A 19,593-nucleotide genomic window follows, 5' to 3' on the forward strand; every position below is an offset into this window, starting at 1 on the left:
AAACAAAGTGGAGTACGCAGTTATAGTTTCAGTCCTGGTGTTGATTGTGCTCAGCCTTTTCCGGCTGAATGTCATTCTGGCACTGATGGGAGCAGCAGTGACGGCAGGACTGCTGGCCGGCCTGTCATTCACCGATACCATTGAAATGCTCGTATCCGGTATGGGCGGGAGGGCTGATACCGCACTCAGCTACATTCTGCTTGGTGTTTTTGCAGTTATGATTGGTTATTCGGGTATTACAGGATTTTTAGTGACGAATCTGGTGAAGCTGTTAAAAAATAAACGGGCGGCTTTGCTTCTGACAATTGCGGGAGTGGCCTGTTTATCACAGAACCTTATTCCGGTACATATTGCTTTTATTCCAATACTTATACCGCCGCTTCTGCATTTGTTTGATCATATGAAAATCAACCGGAGAGCTGTGGCCGTGAGTTTGACCTTCGGTTTAAAAGCGCCGTATATCCTGATTCCTGCAGGCTATGGGTTAATTTTTCACAATATTATTTTTGAAAGCATGAACGAAAATGGCATGGATATTGATTTCGGTCAGATCTGGCAGGCAATGATTATTCCAGTAGGCGGGATGGTGGTCGGTCTGCTGATAGCTGTATTCGTGACGTACCGAAAGGACAAAGAAATGGACACCGGAAGCGTAGATATTACCGAAGCAGAGGCTTCCCTGAAGGATACGAAAAAATTTCAGCTGTCGCACTTGTTAACGCTGATAGCGATTGTATTGGCGCTGCTGGTACAGGTATGGACAGAATCCCTGGTGATTGGTGCATTGATGGGTATTGCAGCTATGTTTATCTTCCGGATCGTTCCGGTGAAAGAGGCCGATCAGACGGTGAACGATGGAGTTCGCATGATGGGAATGATCGCCTTTGTAATGCTGCTTGCCTCCGGGTATGCAACTGTGCTGCAGGACACCGGAGCAGTAGAGCAGTTAGTAACAGTTACATCGGATGTTCTTGGAGGAAGCCAAATGCTCGGGGCTTTGGTGATGCTTTTAACAGGACTGCTGATTACCATGGGTATTGGCTCTTCATTCGGGACGATTCCAATTCTTGCGGCGTTGTTTGTACCGCTGAGTGCCACACTCGGCTTCTCCCCGCTCGCCACTGCAGCTTTAATCGGCACCGCGGGGGCGATTGGGGATGCAGGTTCTCCGGCTTCTGACAGCACGCTTGGTCCAACTGCAGGCTTAAATGCTGATGGACGCCATGATCATATATGGGACACATGTGTACCGACATTTCTACACTTCAATATTCCGCTGTTTATCTGCGGACTGGCTGCAGCGTTTCTTCTGTAGGAGTCCTGCAGCAAATGGATTGCAAAATTAGTCCAAAACAGGTAAAGTAAAACATGAATAAACAATGTATGTTTTATACGAACGATAGAAATTTTTAGACAATAGGGCTGAAAATAAGTCGTTACACTGACAGGAAATGAAACCCCGGGAGTCGTCTCAGGCGGCTCCCTGTAAAATTTAATAAACAGTAAATGATGCAGGATCGTTAGACAGTTGAGCTAAACGGTAAGCTACAAAGGATATTTTTCCTCTGTGGCTTTTTTTATGCTTTTATAAGCCTGCGTTTCTTCAGTGAAGACCGTGATAGGGCGAAGGCAAAACAAAATGATGTTTGGAAGAAAAGGAGAAGAATGTGATGTCAGAAGTAAAGGAAGTACAATCAGCGATAGCTGGATATATTGGAAAGGTTTTGAGGGAAAGCTTTGGAAAAGGTCCGATCTCTGTACATACTACGTGGGCTCCGCCTTATTTTTGTGTCCATATCCGTGATTTTTTAGTGCCAATGGAACAAATTTTAATTCAAAAAAACGAAGGCAGGAAAGTGGAAGAATTAAGAGAGATGCTGATGAGCGTTCTCTATGCAGATATAAAATCAGAACTCGAAGCGGTTACTGGAAAGGAAATACTCGATATTTATACAAACTGGAACCTCGATCAACGTTCCGGGATAATTTTCGGTACAGTTGACGCGCCTGCGGATTCTGGCACTGTGGAAAAGTGGCAGGAGGATTTAAACAGCGTCGTTAAAAAAGCAGGAGAAAACAAAGAAGGTCTGTCTGCTTCGGTAAATACAAAACCTTTAAATCACCGCGTAGTGCTGATTGAACGAACGAATGTATTGACTCCGGTAGAACGCCAGCTTCTTGAAGAAGGATATGCAGAGAAAGTTGAAGCAGCAAAAACGTCCCTCGTAAAAGGCATTATCGAAGAAACAGATTTACTGGCACGGATGCCGCGGGAAGTGATCGATCCATTTATTATCTGGGACGTGGATAAGGACATTAATTATTTAATATTTGTCTGCAGCAGCAAGGAGCCTGAGACAAAATAAAGCCGCTCTTTTGATTAAAAGAGCGGCACCGGTATTAAAGGGAAGTAGGCTTTACGACAATTTCGTCTTTTTGGGCAGCGTATTCATGATACAAATGCTTCAAAGGATGTTTAGTGTTTGGCTGCCAGGGTTTTTCCGGACCGGTAAAATGAATAACCGCCGGCTTTTCGGCAGCGCTCATCACCTTTTCCCCCTGACGGGTATCAGGCACAGCCTTCAAAAACATATCGGTCATTGTATTCCATTTAGGATGAAGCTCGAACCAATGGTTGTAAAGCACAGCGTTTAAGCCGTCCTGATCGTGATAAAGCATCCGGCTCTCATGCTTTTGGATAAACTGGACGACCTGGTCAGTCACCTGTTGTTTTTTCCAATTCGGTACCTGAATCATCATAACGCCGGAATTGAAATACTTAGCATCCGGCGGCATGAATAAATCGTCGTTGCGGTAAAATCCGCCGAAGTTTTCTACTGCGGCAATAACCTGGCGCCGCAAAGGAATCTTCCATAAAATTGTAATGTCTTCCTGAAGGATAGTATCACAGTCGATATACAATACTTTGTCTACATCCGTAAACAAGTACGGAATGGACAACCGGTAATAAGCAGCATTGGTAATATGATAGGAATATTTGTGATTTGCCTGAAAAAGATTTTTATATTTGTTTGTGTCGATGGCGTGAAAAACGACACGGGATTTAAAATGGGCTCCGAGCTGCTCGAGCATTTGCTTTTGATAGCTGCTCCACCCGGTTTCAATAACATGAAATTCGATTCTTTCCGGCCTGGCTGTGTTCGTAAGCAGCGAAGTCAGGGAAACGGCTGTATGCTCCGCATAATTGGCGTCAGCTACAGTCGTAACAATATAGGGAGAAGAATAAGACATAACAAGCACTCCTTCGTGGGGTAATAGTAATAATCTGTTTTAGTCACAGAAGCACCCGATGCATGCCTGGAACTAAAAAGAATCAGCTGGCAGGCTTTTTCTTTTCAGCTTATGATTAGCTCCCAATGGTCTAACTCATTGCTGCTGAAGCGGATTTTATTCACTTTAAAAAACAGCATAAAAATATGCAGGTAACTATACATATATCCTTCATGCATCTTTTTAAAACAAAATAACAGCGAATGAACAAAAAATAAGCTTTTGGAACTAGGGTGAAAGCAGGTTGAATGGAAGTTGCCTAAAAGAAGATGGCAAAAATCATGTATCAGGGGAATGGCTGCATGTTAAAGTGAAGGAGAACAGAATAAGGAAGGGGACAAAATAATGGAAATGAGTGAAGTCACCGCTAAGCTGATAGAAGCAAAAAACAGGAAGCGAGCTACTTATCAGGATCTAGCGGAAGCCGTAGGCCGCAATAAAACCTGGGTTGCTGCTGTAATTCAGGGCCAGGCATCAATGGACGAAAAAGAAGCAGACGCGCTCATTAACTACCTCGAAGTTCCTTTTGAAGAAATTAAGCATGAACTGATGGCTGTACCGTACAAAGGTTCTCTAAGCGAAGGCGTTCCGACAGATCCGCTTATTTACCGTTTTCATGAGATTACTCAGGTATACGGAACGACACTAAAGGAAATCATTCATGAGGAATTTGGTGATGGTATTATGAGCGCCATTGACTTTAAAATGGATGTAGAACGTGAGGAAGACCCAAAAGGGGACCGGGTAGTTGTCACGTTGAACGGCAAATTTCTTCCATATACTAAGTGGTAAACGAGTAAATACAATAGAGCCGCCTTTCCAATTTGATGGAGAGGCGGCTCTATATTTATAAAAGCTTATAAGTAGATTAATCTACTACGGTTACTTCCACGCTTCGACGGCCGAAGGAATAAGCTTCGGACTTACTTGGAACGTGAACGTCAATACGGTTTCCGTGTATCGCTCCGCCGGTATCCGCTGCCGTATAAGTACCCATACCTTCAATTTGTACTTCAGAGCCAAGTGGAATAACGTCAGGGTCTACAGCTATTACTTTCGCATAACGGTTGGTATTTAAATTTACACCGGTAGCTGTAATGCCGCTGCAGCCTGCGCAGTCTGCCGTATAAGCAGTGGCTTCGACTGTCATGGACTCTCCGCCGGAGGTATCTTCAGAGCTGCTGCTTTCGGAAGTGGAGGCAGATTCTACAGCTTCATTATCACTGTCGTCCGCTTCAGAGCTTTCTTCAGTACCGTTATCACTGGAGCTGCTGGAGCTTTCTCCGTACAGCGCTGCTTTTGTATTCGGGCCAATAATGCCGTCGACCGTAAGGCCTTCATCAGCCTGGAAATCCCGGACAGCTGCTGCCGTAATCGAACCAAAAATCCCGTCTACTTCATAATCATAATATCCTTTATCATCGAGTACAGATTGGGCTTCGGATACAGAGTCATTGGAGTCTCCCTGGACCAGCAGACTGTCTGATGCATCACTTACCGCTGGTGCTGCAAAAGCTAAAGCTGTACCAAGAACTGCGCCGCCGATCCAATGTGAAGCTTTCGTAGATTTCATCATGGTTGAAAAATTCCTCCTCGGAGAGTATAAAAATTTTTTTATTTAGTTAGCATTAAGGGCGAATAAACGTAAACAAATTAGTATTGGATGCGTATGTGAAAACAACCTATCGCACGTTTGTAAATTTAACTTGAAGAAGAAGAACTTTCAAGCGAATAGGACGAATGTAATGCAAACGTAACAAGATTAAGCTTTGTGAAATATATGAGAAATTATGTGTAATATTTATAAAATCCCTTTAAATTAAGGTTTTAAGGCGATTTAATTTAAGATTTCAATGAAAAAACGAACGTAATATTACAAGTGAAAAACGTGAGAAAAATAACCTAATTTTGATGTTTCGTGAGGAATGAACTAATCTATAAAAATCAGTAAAGCCATAATATGCTGCAGAAGAAAAAGGGGAACAGGGCGGGGAGAAAACACTCCGCAGTACAACAAAAAACCCCCTGAATTATCAGGAGGCTCTTAGAAAGCTATGTGGAATACAATAAATCGTGAGATATTAGTTGTGCGTCAGTCGTTGCTTAAATGCTGATAAAGGGTGATTTTAAGTAAATCTGTCAGGACAGTTAGAGGAATATTGGACATCGACCATCCTTTTTCTATGGCTTTTTCCTTTGTTTTGTTCCAAATATTGTCGTCTTCGGCAACGTCAATGAAATCATGGCCGGCAAATGTAATTTTAATATTATGGTAGCTTGTCACCTGCTTACTCAAGGTTTTATGTCGGGTAGCCTCGATCAGGCCTCCGTCGGTGAGCAGATACATGTAGTAATCGGTTTCTTCGTTTTTAGATGTGAGGCTGAAGCCGGGCTTTTGCTCTTTCAGGTCAATCAAAAGCTTCCTGATTGATTCCATGTCTCGTTCCATAACCATTTTATCTTCCACCTTTTTTATACTTACTGAAATTATAATATTGGGACTGGCTTAAATGCCAGAAAAGATTTACCTGCTCTGGTGTTTTGATAAGGAGTATTCTCGTACGCCCCTGTTAAAAAAGAAGCCGGGAAACGCCGGCTTCTTTTTCCGAATGCTTATTTCCAGACGTCTTCGGCAAGAGAAACGACGTGGCGCACTTTCGCCCATTGCTCTTCTTCAGTGAGAATATTGCCTTCTTCGGTAGAAGCAAAGCCGCATTGAGGGCTTAAACCAAGTTGTTCAAGTGGTACATATTTTTCCGCTTCCTGCAGCCTGGATTTAATTAAATCCGTATCTTCAAGTTCAGGGAATTTCGAAGTGATTAAACCGAGAACCACCTGCAGATCGCTGCGGTTCACATACTTTAATGGTTCAAAGCCTCCGGAGCGCTCGTCATCAAATTCCAGCAGGAGGGCGTCGACGTTTAATTTGCTGAACATATATTCTGAAACGGCGTCGTAGCTGCCGCTGGATGCATAGGTGGACTTGTAGTTGCCGCGGCAGACATGCATATAGATCCGCATATCTTCAGGTTTATCAGCGATCGCTTCATTGACGGTGTTTACAAACATGTCCAGCGTTTCTTTCGGGTCCAGGCCGCGTGCTTCAAGCAGGCCGCCGGAAAGTACGAGGTCCTTGTCCTTTTCAGCGCCGAGAAATAAAGACCAGGTCGTATCATCAAACTGAAGATGGCGGCAGCCAGCCTTATAAAGAGCCTGTATCGTATCCTTATACACCTGCACGAGATCTGAAAACAGCTCAGCTTCCGACTGATAAACATTTTTTTCTTCTTCGGTTACAGTCCGGAAAATAAACATGCTTGGACTTGGAACTGTCACGCGGGCGGCGTGCCCCCCTTTCAGGCTGTGCAGGAATTCGTACTCACGGACAACAGGGTGGTCGCGAAAAGCTAATTTATTAACAACTTTAACCCCTTCGGCTTTTGTTTCTGTATTATCGCTGAATACAAGGCCGTGGTCCAATTTAATAAATTCTGCCCCTTCGACCTCCTGCATAAAATCGAGATGGAACCATGCTCGGCGGAATTCACCATCTGTAACAACCGGGAGACCAGCTTCTTTTTGCTTTTCAACAAGAGCAGTAATTTCTTCATTTTCAATGTCCCATAGCGCCTCAGCGCTTAATTCTCTCTTTGTATACTGCTGCCGGGCTTTTTTGAGTCGCTCCGGACGAAGAAAGCTTCCTACGTGTTCTGCGCGAAACGGTGCTTTTGTCAAACCATCCACTCCTCTGTAATATGTAATGATTCAAAAATACCTGTATGTTTTTCCTACTAATAGTATATGGAAGCCGATGACGGTTTGTCTACAGAAACCATCAGAAGCAGGACGTATCCCCAGGAAAATGAAAAGCGGATGGGGGCTTCTTTCGTACACGGTCCATTAAAGGCGCCGCTGAAAGACAATTACCGGCTCCCCGAGGTCATTTGTATGATAAACAGCATTGTAAGCGGAAAATAAACGGTAAAGGCCGTTAAAGCCTTTCAATTTGATGACAAATGCAATGTCTTTCATACTCAGTTTTTCCCCGGTGAGGGCATAAATCGTTTTTTTGGGACGGAAGCTGTTGTCCATTTTGTCAGCAGTCTGCTTATCGATTTGCTGAAAAACGAGAATAGCTTTAAGCTGACGGGCAAACTCGCCTTCTGCCTTCATGGCGGGGGCTTTTTTCTTTCTCGCCCGGTTTAGCGCAGACGGTTTTTCTACGGGGGTCATTATAAAATTCCTCCTGACAATAGTTTGGCTGCTTTTCTCTCCATACCCCGGAAGCTGTATCATTCAACCCGACTGTTTAAAACACTTTGGAGGAAGTTTATGAAAAAAGAAAACCGTGAATAAAATAATCATCTCCCGCAGAAAGAAGGAACGGCCTTTGATTGAAATTTTGATTGAACATGTACCGAGTACACTACTGCACCTGCTAACCGGTGCAGCAGTAATGTATATATTTTACGGAAGTCGGAATTTAACTGTTTCGCGGCGCTTGAAGGTGATGGCGTTCGGTGTGATGGTGCTTGTACCGGATATCCCGAAGCTGTTTGGCAACTATATTTTTCATACGCTGCTGACAATGCCATTTATTGCGGCAGCGTTCGCCCCGGTTGTCCACCGCGTGCTCGGGGGAGGATTCCCAAAGGCCTGGGCAGCTGCATTTTTTACGCTGGCCATCGGCTCTATGCTGATTGATTTTCTGGGAAACGGTACCCAGTTTTTATTCCCATTAACCTCAAAGAATTTTTCGTACCCTCTGCTTTATCAGGAGTGGTGGGCGATTGTGCCGCTTGCGGGTGTCCTGGGAGCGCTGGCTTTGTGTGGAAGAAAAAATATTTCGCCCCGTCAGTCATAGAAAATGCATGAAAACCTCTTCAATTCCAATGAATATATTAGTAAACTTATAGTATATTTAGACTAGGAATTCTATTTAAAAGAAAAGAGGACGTCATGCGAAAACTTTATTATGGATTAGCGTGCGGGGTTTTCCTTTTGAGTGGCTGCAGCAGTGCCGGGGAATCAACCGGGGAAAATGAAAATTCTGGGACACAGAATGAAAACTCAGAGGCGCAGAATGAAAATTCAGAAGCACAGACAAAAGAAGATTCTGAAAATCAGAAGCAGGAAGATGAAAGCGTTACGATTGGCGCGGCCGGAGACGTTTTGCTGCACGGGCGTGTATATAAAAGAATGGAAGAAGACGGGGAGTACGATTTCACCCCGGCGCTGAAGGCAGTTGCTCCGATGCTTGAAGAACCGGATTACACGATTGTGAACCAGGAATCAATACCCGGCGGCGAAGAGCTTGGTTTATCAGCTTATCCTTCCTTTAACAGTCCATATGCAATCGTAGACGACCTTCAGGATGCCGGAGTGGACATGCTCTCCGGGGCCAATAACCATACGCTTGACCGCGGAATGGATGCTGTAAACAATGCGATTAATCATTATGAACAGACAGGTATGGATTACGTAGGGGTTTATAAGGACGAAGAAGATGCAGAGCGGCAGCGTATTGTGGATGTGAAAGACGTGGATGTAGGCTTCCTCTCTTATACTTACGGCCTGAACGGCATCGAGGTGCCGGAGGGGCATGAATATGTCGTGCAGGAAATTGACAAGGAACAAATACAGGAAGACGTCGAAGCGATGAGAGATGAAGCGGACGCCGTGGTCGTAAATATGCACTGGGGGGATGAATACGAACGCCTTCCGAATGAAGAACAGAAAGAATTGGCCCAATTTCTTGCAGACCTGGAAGTGGACGTAGTCATCGGTCATCATCCTCACGTGCTTCAGCCGATGGAATGGGTGGAGGGTGAAGGAGGAAATGAAACGCTTGTTTATTATTCTCTCGGTAATTTCTATTCCGGGCAGGATCAAGAACATACCGATACAGGCGGCATTGCTACATTCGATGTGGAAAAAGACGGAGAAGACGTGAAGATTACAAAGCCTAACGTTGATTTTACCCAGGTCGTTCCAGGTCCTGAAGACCAGTATACTGTAAAGCCGATGGCCGAAGCAGACCATCCGGCTGAAGGCGGTGAAACCGAAGAGGAGCTGCGCGAGCATGTGTACCAATGGATCGAAGAAAACGATTAAGGTACTAACCGTCTGAAGCCCGGCGGGAAGCCTTAATAATTTCAATTACTTTATCAAGATACTAAAAGACCTCTGATTTTAAACAGAGGTCTTTTTACTTATTATGCGCCGAACCCATTAATGAACGGATTGGAGTCCATTTCGGCTCCAATATCGGTGAAGGGGCCGTGGCCGCAGGCTACTACCGTATTTTCCGGGAGCTCAAGCAGCTGCTCGTGAATGGAGGTTAACAGCGTATCCATGTTGCCTCCGTAGAGATCGGTACGGCCGACACCGCCTGAAAACAATACATCGCCGGAGAAGACTGTATTGGTTTCTTTATGCCAGTAGGAAACACTTCCCGGCGAATGGCCCGGCGTATGAAGCCATTGGAATTCAAAGGCGCCGAATTGAAGCGTTCCTTCAGACTGCAGCAGATGATCCGCGGGCTTAGCAGTAAACGCAGCCTCCGGCATCATGCGTCCGGATCCATTTTTTTGGGCATCCCCAGGCCAGTCACTTTCCTGCTCATGAAGATAAACAGGGATATCGTAGGCTTCCCGCACGGCATCAAGCGCACCGATATGATCAAAATGGGCATGGGTTAACAGAATGACGACAGGACGCATCTCGTTTTCCTGAAGATAGGTGATCAGTTTATCGGCATCTCCGGCCGGGTCAATAATCACGGCGTTTTTATCATTATCGTACAGAACATAGCAGTTTGTCTGCAGTGGTCCCAGTGGAAGCTGTTTCCAGTTCATAGTTTCCCTCCAATTTTTATGCTGATTTTAGTATAAACAATATTTCAGTGAGAAGAAATAACCGATCCAAAGTGATGAACGAATGATAATGGGGAAATTTTCAGGAATGTTCGGATTAATTTTTTTCAGCATTGGTTTTTAACTGAATTAGTGATAGAATATGAGCAAATAAAGGTGTACATATAATGCGCGGATGATGGTAAGGGGAGAGACTGCCAGGCAGCGCCGAAGGAGCAAGCCGTAACAGGTGAATCTCTCAGGCAAACAGACTCTTACTGGACGCTCCTCTGGAGAGCGCTTCTTTTAGAAGCCACCCACGAAGACACTCTTTCCGTACGAGGGAAAGGAGAAACTTTCTGGTTATAGGACAGAGCTTCCATAGTTTATGGAGTTCTGTCTTTTTTATGCTTTTTCCTGTTTTGATTTTTCAGAAAATAATGAATGAGGTGATTTTCTTGGCAGAATTAAAACGAACTCCCCTGTACCCTGTGTATGAGAAATACGGAGCAAAAACCGTCGATTTTGGCGGGTGGGAGATGGCTGTTCAGTTTTCTGGCATCAAAAACGAACACGAGGCGGTTCGTACTAAGGCTGGTCTGTTCGACGTTTCCCATATGGGCGAGGCGATCGTAGAAGGAAAGGGTGCTGCTGAATTTCTGCAGTATATGCTCACAAACAACATAAAAAATGCAGAACCCGGAAAGGCGCTTTATACCGCCATGTGCTATGAAGATGGGGGTACGGTTGATGATCTGCTCGTGTACCAGCTCGAAAAGGAAAAATACATGCTCGTTTTAAACGCATCCAATATTAAAAAAGATTTGGAATGGCTCCGCCGCCACGTAACGAAAAATGTAAGTATTACTGATATTTCGGAGGATACAGCGTTAATTGCTGTACAGGGTCCGGCGGCAGAAACGACGCTGCAGAAAGTAACCGATGCTTCTCTTGCAGAGATTCTGCCATTTCGTTTTGCTGCCGGTGCTTCAGTCGGAAAAGCGGAAAACATTATCATCTCAAGAACCGGCTATACCGGAGAAGACGGCTTTGAATTATATTGCCGGGCTGAAGAGGCCATCCGCTGCTGGGAGACAATTATAGAAGCAGGAGAAGCAGAAGGACTCATTCCGTGCGGTCTTGGCGCGCGGGATACCTTGAGGTTTGAAGCAAAGCTGCCGCTTTACGGTCAGGAGCTGAGCGCAGATATTACACCGCTTGAAGCAGGCATCGGATTTTGCGTAAAGCTGAAGCAGGAGGACGATTTTATTGGTAAAGAAGCTTTAAAAAAACAAAAAGAAACGGGCTTAAAACGTAAGCTTGTCGGGATCGAAATGGTGGATAAAGCCATACCCCGCCCAGGTTATATGGTACACAATGATGATGGGGAGGAAATCGGCTGGGTAACTACAGGTACTCAGTCGCCGACGCTGAAAACAAACGTGGGACTTGCACTTCTGAATATTGAATGGACGAATCTCGGTCAAGCTGTCGAAGTGGATGTGCGGGGCAAAGCCAAGCGGGCAAAAGTGGCAGCTGTACCTTTTTATAAAAGGGAAAAATAAACAGAGGAGGCATCAGGTATGGATTATCGCTATCTGCCGGTAACAGGCGAGGATAAAAAAGAAATGCTTAAAACAATTGGCGTGGAGTCGGTCGGTGAACTGTTTGAGGACGTGCCGGAAAATATACGCTTTTCCGGAGAAATGAACCTGCCGAAAGCTCTTGGGGAAACGGACCTTCTAAAGGAAATGAAGCGCCTCAGCGACAGAAATACTAATGTACAGGAGTGCGTCTCCTATCTAGGGGCAGGTGTGTACGAGCATTATATACCGACAGTCGTCGATCACGTGCTCCGGCGCTCGGAATTTTACACGGCGTATACTCCGTACCAGCCGGAAATTTCGCAGGGCGAGCTGCAGGCAATCTTTGAATTTCAAACGATGATCAGTGAACTTACAGGAATGGATATCGCTAATTCGTCTATGTATGACGGGCCGACAGCGCTCGCAGAAGCAGCGCTGATGGCCGCAAGTGAAAACAGGGGAAAGCGCCGTACCATCGTCGTTTCTGGAACCGTTCACCCTGAAGCGCTCGATGTATTGAAAACATACGCTGCTGGTCCCGGACTTACAGTGAAAATCGTTCCCGAAAAGGAGGGGCGTACCGACATAGGTAAGCTTGAAGACATGATTGATGCTGATACCGCAGGAGTGATCGTGCAGTACCCAAACTTTTACGGAACTATTGAAGATTTAGCTGCTGTAAGGCAGGCAGCCGATAAGGAAAACTCGCTGATGATTGTGTCGGCAAACCCCCTCGCGCTCGGCGTCCTGACGCCGCCGGGACGTTTCGGGGCGGATATTGTGGCAGGAGACGCTCAGCCGCTTGGTATTCCAATGCAGTTTGGCGGACCTCACTGCGGATTTTTTGCCACCACTAAAAAGCATATTCGGAAGGTTCCCGGGCGTCTTGTCGGACAGACGGAGGATGAAGATGGAAGCCGGGGTTATGTACTGACGCTGCAGGCAAGAGAGCAGCATATCCGACGGGACAAAGCGACATCCAACATTTGTTCAAACCAGGCTCTGAACGCGCTGGCTGCTTCTGTCGCAATGACGGCTCTCGGTAAAAAAGGGCTGAAAGAAACGGCCGAACAAAATGTTAAAAGTGCTCATTTCTTTAAACAGCTGCTCAAACAAAAAGGCATCGAGCTTGTCCATGAGTCACCATCGTTTAATGAGTTTGTAGTTGATCTCGGTCGTCCCGTGGCAGAAGTGAATGAACAGCTATTCAGACAGGGGATCATCGGCGGGTATGATTTAAGCGAGGTTTCAGCGGATAAAAACGGGCAGATGCTCGTATGTGTGACCGAACTTCGCACAAGAGAACAGCTGGAAAACTTTGCCAAACATTTGGAGGTGCTTGTACATGAAACAGCCTAACCAGCCGTTAATTTTCGAACAAAGCAAACCAGGTAGGGTGGCGTATTCCCTTCCTGAGACAAATATACCTGAACAAAGCCTGAGTGACATTTTGCCCGGGGCTAATATCCGGGAAGAAGAGCCGGCGCTGCCGGAAGTATCTGAACTGCAGTTGATGCGCCACTATACGGCGCTTTCGAATCGAAATTACGGAGTGGATTCAGGCTTTTACCCCCTCGGGTCCTGCACGATGAAATACAATCCGAAAATCAATGAAGAAACGGCTCGCATGGCCGGTTTTGCCGCGACGCATCCGTACCAGCCGGAAGCACAGGTGCAGGGGAATCTCGAAATGATGTACGACCTTCAGCAGGCGCTTGCTGAAATAACCGGTATGGATGAAGTGACGCTGCAGCCGGCGGCCGGTGCCCAGGGAGAGTGGACCGGCTTGATGCTGATACGGGCGCTTCACGAAGCGAATGGAGAAACGGAACGTACGGAGGTGATCGTGCCCGACTCTGCGCACGGAACAAACCCTGCTTCGGCAACAGTGGCAGGATTCGATCATGTAACGGTCCGGACCGATGCACGCGGGCTGGTGGACCTTGAGCATCTAAAAGAAGTAACGGGCGAAAAAACGGCTGCCCTTATGCTCACGAATCCGAACACCCTCGGTTTGTTTGAGGAAGATATTATGGAAATGGCCGATACAATCCATCAGGCTGGCGGCCGGCTCTATTATGACGGGGCAAATTCCAATGCCATTATGGGCATCACAAGACCTGGGGACATGGGATTTGATGTCGTTCACCTGAACCTGCATAAAACTTTCACCGGCCCTCACGGAGGCGGAGGACCCGGCAGTGGACCGGTTGGCGTGAAAAAAGAGCTGATTCCTTATCTGCCTGGGCCGGTGCTTGCAAAAGAAAATGATAAGTACTACTGGGATAAAGACCGGCCGTATTCCATCGGCCGCGTGAAGCCGTATTACGGTAATTTTGGCATCAACGTGCGTGCCTACACGTATATCCGTACGATGGGTGCAGAGGGACTTAAAAAAGTATCAGAGTATGCTGTATTAAACGCCAATTATCTAATGAGACGGCTTGAGCCGTATTTTGACCTCCCCTACGGCCGTCACTGCAAGCACGAATTTGTGATTTCGGGCCGCCGCCAGAAGAAGCTCGGCGTACGTACGCTCGATATGGCTAAACGCCTGCTTGATTATGGTTACCATCCGCCGACCATTTATTTTCCGATCAACGTCGAAGAGTGCATGATGATCGAACCGACAGAAACCGAAGCGAAAGAAACGCTTGATGCGTTCGCAGACGCCATGATCGGAATTGCCAAAGAAGCAGAAGAAGATCCGGAAATGGTGCAGGAAGCGCCTCACACTACTGTAGTCGGAAGGCTGGATGAGACGCTGGCGGCACGTAAACCTGTGCTGACATATAATACTGAAACGTCGCTCAAGTCCATGAAATAAATAAGCCAATGAGGTCTTCGGGCTTCAAAAATTACAAAAAAGGAAGAGCATCTTCGCTCTTCCTTTTAATTATGCGCTTTTTTTCTTTTTGCTGATCTTACCTGTCCAGCGCTTGAAGCCGCCTTTGAGGTGATAAATATCACGGTTTCCCTTATGCTTTTTGATCAATTTTGCAGCTTGCTTTGAACGCATGCCGGATTGGCAGTATAAATAAACAGGCTGGTCTTCCCGGATCTCCACCATCCGCTGCTTCATCTGGGAAACAGGAATGTTCCGGGCCCCGAGGATGTGGCCGCCGTCATATTCCTTCGGCTCACGCACATCGATGAGCTGGGCTTTGCGATAGCCTTTAATAAAATCTTCCTGTGGTAATGCAGTTAAGTCCTTCGGGCCGACAAATCGGCGTACAATAAGAAAAACTAATACCGCAATAAGCACTACCCATAACCATTCAAATATCATATATATTATTTCACCTCTTTCCAGGTCGATTGCAAATTAATTATAACGCATAACCCTGTTGTTTTGCTAGATTTCTAATTAACGGGCGGTCATTTTTATATATGGAAAGCAGCGATCTCTGCTACAATGGAAAGGGAAAAATCGAGAAAGAGAGATGAGCATTAATGGCAAAAGATACTTGGCTTTTTATAGATTCAGGCAACCAATCCCCGGCCTATAATATGGCGCTCGATGAAAAACTGCTGCAATGGCACAGTGAAGGACAGATTCCGCCGGTGATCAGATTTTACGGATGGAATCCGCCGACGCTGTCGGTCGGTTACTTCCAAAAGGCGAAGAAAGATATTGATATGGACGCAGTGGAAAAGCACGGCGTAGGTTTTGTGCGCCGGCCGACGGGAGGCCGGGCCGTTCTGCATGATCAGGAGCTGACCTACAGCATCATCGTGTCAGAAGATCATCCGGAAATGCCGGAAACGGTGACGGATGCCTACCGCGTGCTGTCAGAAGGGATTCTGCAGGGATTTTTAAAGCTCGGTCTGGATGCTTATTTTTCCGTGCCGAAAACGAAGGAAGAAGAAGATTCTTTGAAAAATCCCCGTTCGGCTAACTGTTTTGATGCCTCGTCGTGGTATGAGCTGGTGGTGGAGGACCGGAAAATTGCCGGAAGTGCCCAGACGAGACAGCGCGGCGTTATCCTGCAGCACGGTTCGATTATACTGGATCTTGATGAGGATAAATTGTTCGATTTGTTTAAATATCCGAGCGAGCGCGTGCGGGAGAGAATGCAGAAAACATTTAAAAACAAAGCTGTAGCAATTAATGAGCTGACGGATAAACCATTTACCCTTGGCGATCTTCGCGAAGCATTTAAGGAAGGGTTTGCCGAAGGTCTGAATGCCGGCCTTGAAGAATATGAGCTGACCACTGCGCAGGAACAAGAGGTGCAGAAGCTGGCCGCAGAGCGCTACCAGTCAGAGGAATGGAATTTCAGGCGATGATAAAGTGCATAAATAACGGCATCAAAATACAAAAGACCGCTCCGGAGCGGTCTTTTGTTGATTACGCATATAAATACTCAATTATAGGTGACAAGCGGCTGTGTGTCCCCTGCTTCGAATAGTTCGACCTCCCGGCGGAATTCTCCAAGCAGCTCTCTTGTTACTGGAGAATTTCCATACCTGGCTTCAAATGAGCCCTGAATGGATCGCACAGGCACAATTTCAATCGAAGTGCTTGTCATAAACATTTCGTCAGCCTCCTGGGCCTCCCCGATAGTAAACGGACGTTGTTCAACGGGGATATTCAGCTGCTTTGCAAGCTGAAGCACATAGCGTTTAGTGATACCTTCGAGAATATAATTGCTCTGCGGATGGGTAATAATCGTTTCATTCTTAACAATAAAGGCGTTAGTAGAAGAGCCTTCCGTAATAACGTCCCCGCGGTGTTGGAGGGCCTCTGCGCAGTGGTGGTCTTCCGCGGCCCGTTTAGCGAGCACGTTTCCGAGCAGGTTAATAGTTTTTATGTCACAGCGAAGCCAGCGGATGTCTTCAGCGGCATACACATTAATACCGTCGGCCTGCTTAGCAAACGGCACCTCAGCCGCTTTTGTAAAACCAGTTAATACAGGCGCATTGCCGCGTTCATACAAATGATCCCGGGCCTGGATACCTCTGGTGAGCTGAAAGTAAATGTAGCCCGTGGTGAGCCCGTTTTTATCAATCAACCGGCGGAGAAGCGATTTTATAGTATCGGGAGAATACGGAACTGTCAGGTCAAGTTTAGAAGCACTGTCCTGAAAACGCTCAAGATGACCTTCCTGGAGGAATAATTTTCCGTTGTATACCCGGATCACTTCATAAATACCGTCACCGAAATAATAACCGCGGTCTTCAAATGAAATAGCGGCTTCCTCTTTTGGGATGATGGATTCGTTATACATCACATAGCTCATGAATGCTGCCTCCTTCAATACTTTATATTGTACAAGATTGCAGATGCGAAAAAAAGAAAAGCTCTTCAAATGGGAAAGAATTATTCAGAAAACAAAAAAGTTTCCCAGAGGCAATTTTAAAATAGGGGTTAATAATAAGAAAAAGAAGGTTTGTTTTTTAGAAATAGTTTCGTTAAAATGAAGAAAGCCAATTTTTTTGTGTGACGGTTTTTATCATATTTATTGGAGGGTCTCGATGCCGACTCCTAGTATGGAAGATTATTTAGAGCGGATTTATCAACTAATTGAATCAAAAGGATACGCGCGGGTCTCGGACATTGCAGAGACGCTGGAAGTGCATCCTTCCTCAGTAACAAAAATGGTCCAAAAACTCGATAAAATGGAATATCTGATTTATGAACGGTATCGGGGACTTGTGCTGACTTCAAAAGGAAATAAAATAGGAAAGCGTCTGGTTTACAGGCATGAGCTGCTTGAGAAGTTTTTACATATTATCGGTGTGGAAGAGGACAAAATATATGCCGATGTGGAAGGGATTGAACATCATCTCAGCTGGGATGCGATTGACCGTATTGGAGATGTTCTTCAGTATTTTGAAGAGGATGATGAACGTGTGCAGGCGCTGCGCGACATTCAGCGTTCGTACGAATAAAAAAGATCGGGCGTTTATTTTACGCCCGATCTTTTTTTCGGTTTTTGTTCCCCTGAATTACTTTCAGGTTTGCATCGTTCCGTCGTTTACTGGAGTTTTTAGCGGATTTTTTCTTCTGCTGCTTCTGGGCCTGTTTAAAATTTTTCGCCTGAGTTCCTTTCGTTGCCCCGGGTCGTCCCGAAGCAGCATTAGAGCCGGCTTGGTATTGGTTCATCATCGCACGTTTCATGATAACTTTTGTGAAAAGGAAATATAATCCAACAGCGATAGCTGCACCAATAACAAGATAGAGAAGCAGACCGAGCGGGTCTGTTACGAGCCGGTAACCCACCCCTAAAATGGCAAGTCCCAGCACAACAGTGGCAATGGGATTTTTCAGCGCTTGCTGCATGGAACACACCTCTCGTTTCGTTAAAATTTTCATGCGTTATCAGCGGGCAGGGACAGTTTTATCGAAAATTGATCAAATAGTATAGTGGATTAAATAGTAAAAATTACAAATACCCTGATATCCTTCTTAGCGGAGCGAACAGCTTCCTGTGAGAAGATTTACTTCCATACCCGCTGGGTGAGGCGGTAAAACTTTCTGCAGAGGCATAAGGTGTTAGGGGATAGAGTGTTAATAGAAATAGTACTTAAATTTTACAATAAAGATTTGAAATGCGCTACTTTTAAACATTCTCTCACGGTAATATTAATATTCCCATATTCTAACGAAAATACACGTGATATATAAATGAAGCTCTTCACCCTCCTAATGCCTGTTTCCCTTCCGGGCGTTGTGTTACGATAAACAGGGAAGCAAAGTTAATCGAAAAAGAGGTGTCGGTAATGCAAGAGATCACAGCACGTATTCGGGAAGACCTTGAACATAAAAAGCTCGACGCTCTAGTGATCCAAAGCCCTTACAATCGCCGTTATGTGAGTGGTTTTACCGGTTCGGCCGGTACGCTGGTTATCACAAAAAAATCGGCCCGGCTGATCACGGATTTTCGTTATGTGGAGCAGGCTAATGATGAAGCTCTTGATTTCGAGGTGGTCGAGCAGAAGGGCTCGGCATGGGATATGGTCGAAGAGATCGCCCAAAGTGAAGAAGTGACCTCCATCGGATTTGAAAAACAGCATGTAACCTATGAACAGTTTGAAGATATGAGAGAAAAATTAAGCGTATCCCTTTCTCCGGTATCGGGAATCGTGGAAAAGCAGCGGGCGTACAAATCTAAAGAAGAAGTGGAAAAGCTGCAGACAGCGGTCAATATTGCTGAGGATGCGTTTGAACACATTAAATCGATTATCGCCCCGAACATGACCGAGCTCGATGTAAGTAACGAGCTGGAATTTTACATGAGAAAAAACGGGGCCTCGGGATCTTCATTTGATATTATCGTTGCTTCGGGGTGGAGAGGCGCTCTTCCTCACGGTATCGCTTCCGATAAAGTGATAGAGGATGGGGAGCTGGTGACGCTTGATTTTGGGGCTTACGTGGACGGATACTGCTCGGATATTACAAGAACCCTCGCTGTCGGTGAACCGAATGACGACCTGAAAAAAATATATCAAACTGTATATGAAGCCCAGGTGAAAGCCGTGGAGCAGATTGGGCCGGGGATGACGGGAAAAGAAGCAGATGCGATCGCGCGGGAGCATATTAATAAAGAAGGGTTCGGCGAGCGCTTTGGCCATAGCCTCGGGCATGGACTCGGTATGGAAGTGCATGAACAGCCGGGAGTTTCTCCGAAAAGCGATGTGCAGCTCGAGCCGGGCATGGTGATTACCATTGAACCGGGGATTTATGTACCGGAGCTTGGCGGCGTTCGAATAGAAGATGACGTTCTTATTACCGAATCAGGCGTCCGGAAGCTCAGCTACTCCGCAAAAGAGCTGACGATTGTCGGCAATTAACCGGGAGCGCGTATAAAAAAACGCACAGCTGTGATATAGTAATAATCGATCAATTGAAGAGTGGA

20 protein-coding genes and 2 riboswitches are annotated in these 19,593 nt (G+C 45.9%); of the genes, 11 read left to right on the top strand and 9 right to left on the bottom strand.

Translation table 11 applies throughout. The features are described 5' to 3' along the window. Positions 1 to 7 precede the first annotated feature (7 nt). Positions 8 to 1,315: a Na+/H+ antiporter family protein gene (locus Q9M42_RS07145; RefSeq protein WP_322525802.1), complete on the top strand. Its 1,308-nt coding sequence runs from the start codon at positions 8 to 10 to the stop codon at positions 1,313 to 1,315. A gap of 355 nt (positions 1,316 to 1,670) precedes the next feature. Then, positions 1,671 to 2,366, top strand: a complete 696-nt coding sequence (locus tag Q9M42_RS07150) for a Na-translocating system protein MpsC family protein (protein WP_322525803.1) — start codon at positions 1,671 to 1,673, stop codon at positions 2,364 to 2,366. Between the two features lie 34 nt (positions 2,367 to 2,400). Here Q9M42_RS07150 and Q9M42_RS07155 read toward each other — a convergent pair whose 3' ends face one another. Then, the gene (locus tag Q9M42_RS07155; RefSeq protein WP_322525804.1) at positions 2,401 to 3,252 is read right to left on the bottom strand and encodes a glycosyltransferase family 8 protein; all 852 of its coding nucleotides are present in this window, start codon (positions 3,250 to 3,252) and stop codon (positions 2,401 to 2,403) included. A 384-nt stretch (positions 3,253 to 3,636) separates the two neighbouring features. Between Q9M42_RS07155 and cynS the strand changes: the two genes are divergently transcribed. Beyond that, positions 3,637 to 4,083 (top strand): cyanase, encoded by a 447-nt coding sequence (cynS, locus tag Q9M42_RS07160; RefSeq protein WP_322525805.1) that lies wholly within the window; start codon positions 3,637 to 3,639, stop codon positions 4,081 to 4,083. 76 nt (positions 4,084 to 4,159) lie between these two features. Here the strand turns inward: cynS and Q9M42_RS07165 are convergent, their stop codons facing one another. The 4 genes from Q9M42_RS07165 to Q9M42_RS07180 all read right to left on the bottom strand — a co-directional run bounded on the left by Q9M42_RS07165 (position 4,160) and on the right by Q9M42_RS07180 (position 7,524). Beyond that, positions 4,160 to 4,867 carry a 3D domain-containing protein gene (locus tag Q9M42_RS07165; protein WP_322525806.1) on the bottom strand — a complete coding sequence of 236 codons (708 nt, stop codon included), beginning with the start codon at positions 4,865 to 4,867 and terminating at the stop codon, positions 4,160 to 4,162. Positions 4,868 to 5,383: 516 nt separating this feature from the next. Then, on the bottom strand, positions 5,384 to 5,746 hold the full coding sequence (locus tag Q9M42_RS07170; RefSeq protein ID WP_322525807.1) for a DUF2513 domain-containing protein: 363 nt from the start codon (positions 5,744 to 5,746) through the stop codon (positions 5,384 to 5,386). A 158-nt stretch (positions 5,747 to 5,904) separates the two neighbouring features. After that, complete coding sequence (locus Q9M42_RS07175; protein ID WP_322525808.1) at positions 5,905 to 7,035, bottom strand: 5-methyltetrahydropteroyltriglutamate--homocysteine S-methyltransferase; 1,131 nt, start codon at positions 7,033 to 7,035, stop codon at positions 5,905 to 5,907. A gap of 156 nt (positions 7,036 to 7,191) precedes the next feature. Then, positions 7,192 to 7,524, bottom strand: coding sequence for a hypothetical protein (locus Q9M42_RS07180; RefSeq protein ID WP_322525809.1), 333 nt, complete (start codon positions 7,522 to 7,524; stop codon positions 7,192 to 7,194). Between the two features lie 157 nt (positions 7,525 to 7,681). Between Q9M42_RS07180 and Q9M42_RS07185 the strand changes: the two genes are divergently transcribed. Both Q9M42_RS07185 and Q9M42_RS07190 read left to right on the top strand, forming a co-directional pair. Then, positions 7,682 to 8,155 carry a hypothetical protein gene (locus Q9M42_RS07185; RefSeq protein WP_322525810.1) on the top strand — a complete coding sequence of 158 codons (474 nt, stop codon included), beginning with the start codon at positions 7,682 to 7,684 and terminating at the stop codon, positions 8,153 to 8,155. Positions 8,156 to 8,250: 95 nt separating this feature from the next. Beyond that, positions 8,251 to 9,405, top strand: coding sequence for a CapA family protein (locus Q9M42_RS07190; RefSeq protein WP_322525811.1), 1,155 nt, complete (start codon positions 8,251 to 8,253; stop codon positions 9,403 to 9,405). A 101-nt stretch (positions 9,406 to 9,506) separates the two neighbouring features. On the opposite strand, the gene Q9M42_RS07195 is transcribed toward Q9M42_RS07190, so the two are convergent. Next, entirely contained in the window at positions 9,507 to 10,148 is a 642-nt protein-coding gene (locus tag Q9M42_RS07195; RefSeq protein ID WP_322525812.1) for an MBL fold metallo-hydrolase, read from the bottom strand. Positions 10,149 to 10,341: 193 nt separating this feature from the next. Further along, positions 10,342 to 10,430: riboswitch (glycine riboswitch) on the top strand. 3 nt (positions 10,431 to 10,433) lie between these two features. Continuing rightward, positions 10,434 to 10,521, top strand: a riboswitch (glycine riboswitch). A gap of 82 nt (positions 10,522 to 10,603) precedes the next feature. Between Q9M42_RS07195 and gcvT the strand changes: the two genes are divergently transcribed. The 3 genes from gcvT to gcvPB are packed head-to-tail and all read left to right on the top strand — an operon-like array spanning position 10,604 to position 14,558. Beyond that, positions 10,604 to 11,710 carry a glycine cleavage system aminomethyltransferase GcvT gene (gene gcvT / locus Q9M42_RS07200; protein ID WP_322525813.1) on the top strand — a complete coding sequence of 369 codons (1,107 nt, stop codon included), beginning with the start codon at positions 10,604 to 10,606 and terminating at the stop codon, positions 11,708 to 11,710. An 18-nt stretch (positions 11,711 to 11,728) separates the two neighbouring features. Then, the gene (gcvPA, locus tag Q9M42_RS07205; RefSeq protein ID WP_322525814.1) at positions 11,729 to 13,090 is read left to right on the top strand and encodes an aminomethyl-transferring glycine dehydrogenase subunit GcvPA; all 1,362 of its coding nucleotides are present in this window, start codon (positions 11,729 to 11,731) and stop codon (positions 13,088 to 13,090) included. Beyond that, positions 13,077 to 14,558, top strand: a complete 1,482-nt coding sequence (gene gcvPB, locus Q9M42_RS07210; RefSeq protein WP_322525815.1) for an aminomethyl-transferring glycine dehydrogenase subunit GcvPB — start codon at positions 13,077 to 13,079, stop codon at positions 14,556 to 14,558. Before gcvPA ends, gcvPB begins: the two co-directional genes overlap by 14 nt. A gap of 69 nt (positions 14,559 to 14,627) precedes the next feature. Here the strand turns inward: gcvPB and Q9M42_RS07215 are convergent, their stop codons facing one another. Next, positions 14,628 to 15,020 (bottom strand): rhodanese-like domain-containing protein, encoded by a 393-nt coding sequence (locus Q9M42_RS07215; protein ID WP_022793593.1) that lies wholly within the window; start codon positions 15,018 to 15,020, stop codon positions 14,628 to 14,630. Positions 15,021 to 15,184: 164 nt separating this feature from the next. Between Q9M42_RS07215 and Q9M42_RS07220 the strand changes: the two genes are divergently transcribed. Further along, positions 15,185 to 16,021 (top strand): lipoate--protein ligase family protein, encoded by an 837-nt coding sequence (locus tag Q9M42_RS07220; protein ID WP_322525816.1) that lies wholly within the window; start codon positions 15,185 to 15,187, stop codon positions 16,019 to 16,021. Positions 16,022 to 16,098: 77 nt separating this feature from the next. Here Q9M42_RS07220 and dat read toward each other — a convergent pair whose 3' ends face one another. After that, positions 16,099 to 16,974, bottom strand: a complete 876-nt coding sequence (dat, locus tag Q9M42_RS07225; RefSeq protein WP_322525817.1) for a D-amino-acid transaminase — start codon at positions 16,972 to 16,974, stop codon at positions 16,099 to 16,101. A gap of 235 nt (positions 16,975 to 17,209) precedes the next feature. Here dat and mntR point away from each other — a divergent pair, with 235 nt between their 5' ends. Beyond that, entirely contained in the window at positions 17,210 to 17,626 is a 417-nt protein-coding gene (mntR, locus tag Q9M42_RS07230; protein ID WP_322525818.1) for a transcriptional regulator MntR, read from the top strand. Positions 17,627 to 17,645: 19 nt separating this feature from the next. Here the strand turns inward: mntR and Q9M42_RS07235 are convergent, their stop codons facing one another. Then, positions 17,646 to 18,017, bottom strand: coding sequence for a hypothetical protein (locus tag Q9M42_RS07235; RefSeq protein WP_322525819.1), 372 nt, complete (start codon positions 18,015 to 18,017; stop codon positions 17,646 to 17,648). A gap of 440 nt (positions 18,018 to 18,457) precedes the next feature. On the opposite strand from Q9M42_RS07235, the gene Q9M42_RS07240 reads away from it, so the two are divergent. Continuing rightward, on the top strand, positions 18,458 to 19,528 hold the full coding sequence (locus Q9M42_RS07240) for a M24 family metallopeptidase (protein ID WP_322525820.1): 1,071 nt from the start codon (positions 18,458 to 18,460) through the stop codon (positions 19,526 to 19,528). The last annotated feature ends 65 nt before the right edge of the window (positions 19,529 to 19,593 follow it).

This window comes from Marinococcus luteus (assembly GCF_034497705.1).
Classification (GTDB): domain Bacteria; phylum Bacillota; class Bacilli; order Bacillales; family Marinococcaceae; genus Marinococcus; species Marinococcus luteus_A.